This window comes from Streptomyces capoamus, assembly GCF_014654935.1.
In the GTDB taxonomy this organism is placed as follows: domain Bacteria; phylum Actinomycetota; class Actinomycetes; order Streptomycetales; family Streptomycetaceae; genus Streptomyces; species Streptomyces capoamus.
This window is the reverse complement of the sequence record NZ_BNBF01000039.1, coordinates 13,432-16,131: the sequence shown is the minus strand read 5'-3', so window position 1 is coordinate 16,131 and position 2,700 is coordinate 13,432. Positions and strand designations below refer to the sequence as shown.

At 73.2% G+C, this 2,700-nt stretch carries 3 protein-coding genes; 1 reads left to right on the top strand and 2 read right to left on the bottom strand.

Going from position 1 to position 2,700, the window contains the following annotated elements; genetic code table 11:
- Window positions 1-138 precede the first annotated feature (138 nt).
- Window positions 139-894: an LmbU family transcriptional regulator gene (locus tag IE312_RS35690; RefSeq protein WP_229900843.1), complete on the top strand. Its 756-nt coding sequence runs from the start codon at window positions 139-141 to the stop codon at window positions 892-894.
- 249 nt (window positions 895-1,143) lie between these two features.
- Here the strand turns inward: IE312_RS35690 and IE312_RS35685 are convergent, their stop codons facing one another.
- Both IE312_RS35685 and IE312_RS35680 read right to left on the bottom strand, forming a co-directional pair.
- Entirely contained in the window at window positions 1,144-2,400 is a 1,257-nt protein-coding gene (locus tag IE312_RS35685; RefSeq protein ID WP_189986488.1) for a beta-ketoacyl-[acyl-carrier-protein] synthase family protein, read from the bottom strand.
- Between the two features lies 1 nt (window position 2,401).
- On the bottom strand, window positions 2,402-2,650 hold the full coding sequence (locus IE312_RS35680; RefSeq protein ID WP_189986487.1) for an acyl carrier protein: 249 nt from the start codon (window positions 2,648-2,650) through the stop codon (window positions 2,402-2,404).
- Window positions 2,651-2,700: the final 50 nt, after the last annotated feature.

The following is a 2,700-nucleotide window of genomic DNA, read 5'->3' as shown; positions in this document are numbered from 1 at the left end:
GCCCACCAGGTACTTTTCGGCCGAGGTCGGCAGAGGTGACAGATTTGGCCAAACGTTCCGGCGCGTGTGCGAAGGGCTGTGCCAGCATGCCTGCGGTAGAAATTCCATTCACTTCGCATCCGCAGCGGGGGTTTCGCCTTGGCCATAGAGAGAAGTACCGCCGATCCCGCCACGATCTCCGTGCCGCAGCCTCGCAAGCCGTTGCTCATCAACCTCGCCGGCCCCGTCTCCCTGCAGAAGGCCGGCCTCGTCATCCCCGGTCAGCTGCCGCTGAGCGTGTGGGAGAAGGTGGGCCGGGAACTGGCCGCCATCTCCGACTCCTCGACGTGGTGGCTCGCCGACTGGATGCTCTACGGCGAGACCGCCTACACCGGCCGCTACCGGGAGGTCATCGAACGCACCGGCCTCGGCTACCAGACCCTGCGCAACTACGCCTGGGTCGCCCGCCGGTTCCCGCTCGAGCGGCGGCACCCCGAGCTGAGCTTCGCGCACCACGCGGAGGTCGCCTCACTGGAACCGCCGGAGCAGGAGTACTGGCTGCGCTGGGCCGAGCAGCGCAAGTGGTCCCGCAACCAGCTCCGCAAGGAACTGCGCGCGAGCCTCGCCGAACGCCGGGAGCACGCCCCGGAGCCGGCCGCCGTCCCGGACGGGCCCCGTACCGCCCTGGTCCGCGAGGCCGAGCGGGTCGCCGGGCGGCTCGTCGAGGGCCGGACCCTGGGCGCCCGCGAGCTGCGGATCCGGCTGACCCACGACCAGCTGACCCGTTGCGAACAGCTCGCGGTCAGCCGGGGGTTGAGCGTCGAGGACTGGGCCGCGGACGTGATAAGAGCCGCGCTGGGCGAGCCGACGAGGTCCAGGGTCCTGGCAGGTACCGCGGCGGGGGCGGTCGCCTGACCCGTGACTCCCGGACAGCAGACACGGCCGGCACCGCTCCTCGCGGTGCCGGCCGCGCTCGTCCCGCCGGTCGCCACGGCACCGGCCGTGGTCGTTCTGCCGCCCCTTCCGGTGCCGGCCCGCTGTGCCGGTGCGCCGCTCCTTCCGGTGCCGGTCCGCTGTGCCGGTGCGCCGGTCCTCGCGGAGCCGGCCGTGGCCACTCGGCCGCCCCCCTTCGAGGGCGGCCGTGTCCGCGCGCCGTCCCCTCGCTCACACCGACCGGTAGGCGGTCACCACGTTGTGACCGCCCAGCCCGAACGAGTTGTTCAGCGCGGCGACCGGGCCCCCGGGCAGCGCCCGCGGTGCGGCCGCCACGTCCAGGGCGATCTCGTGGTCGTAGTCGTCCTGGTTGAGCGTCGGCGGGACGAGCCGGTGGTGCAGGGCGAGGACTGTGGCGATCGACTCGATCGCACCGGCCGCCCCCATCAGGTGCCCCACGGCCGCCTTCGCCGAGGTGACGACGGCCTTCCCGGCGTGCGCACCGAGGACCGTGCGGATCGACAGCGCCTCCGTGGCATCACCCAGCGGCGTCCCGGCGGCGTGTGCGTTGACGTGCACGATCTCCTCGGGCGTCAGGCCCGCGCTGTCGAGGGCCTCGCGGATCGACGCCATCTGGCCGGCCCCGCTGGGATCGGGCTGGGCGAAGTCGTAGCCGTCGGCGTTCCAGCCGGCGCCCGCCAGCTCCGCGTACACCCTGGCCCCGCGCCGGGACGCGTGCTCGGCCGACTCCAGGATCATCAGCGCCGCCCCCTCCCCGAGGGCGAAGCCGCCACGGCCCTTGCCGAACGGCCGTACCGCGCGCTCCGGTTCGTCGTTGCGGTCGGACAACGCCCGCATGGAGATGAAGATGGCCAGCCCGAAGGGGTGCAGCAGGGCTTCGGCGCCGCCGGCGACGACCACGTCGGCCTTGCCGGACCGGATCAGCTCCCACCCGCGCCGCAGGGCGTCGTTGCCCGTGGCGCAGGCCGCGACGGGCGTCTCGACCGCGGCCTTGGCGCCGTACTCCAGCCCCACCCAGGACGCGGCGGCGCAGGGGGTGACGCGGCCCGCCGTGAACGGCGAGAAGCGGCGCACGCCCTTGTCCTGGAGGGTGAGCCAGGAGTCGAACATGCTGGCCGAACCGCCGAGGCCGGTGCCGATGGAGACGGCCAGCCGTTCGCCGGGCACCGCGTCCTCGCCGCCGGGCTCGGGCAGCCCCGCGTCCTGCCAGGCCTCCCGCGCCGCCACCATGGCGAACTGCTGGCAGCGGTCCAGCTTGCGGGAGGTGGCCCGGGGCAGCTCCCCGGCCGGGTCGACGGCCGCGGGCGCGCCGATGCGCACGGGGAAGTCGTCGTACCCCGGGCCGTCGAGGAGCCGGATCCCCGTGCGGCCGGCCAGCAGCCCCTCCCAGGTGGAGGGGACGTCGCCGCCGAGCGGGGTCACGGCACCGAGCCCGGTGACGAGGACCCTACTGTTCCCGGCGGTCATGTCAGGCCTGCCCGCGGTGGATGTAGGCGACCACGTCGTTGATGGTGGGCAGGCCGTCCAGCTCGGCGTCGGGGATCTTCACACCGAACTCGTCCTCGGCCGCCACCATCAGCTCCACCATCGACAGCGAGTCGATGTCCAGCTCCTTGACCAGGTGCTTGTCCGGCTCGATGAGGTCGGCCGGTACCCCGGCGACCTCGTTGACGAGACGGGTGAACCCGGCGTGGATCTCCTCGATCGTGCTGCTCATGACGATGCTCCTTCGTGGGTGTCGGGTGTGCTGCGGTGGCGGTCGACGAA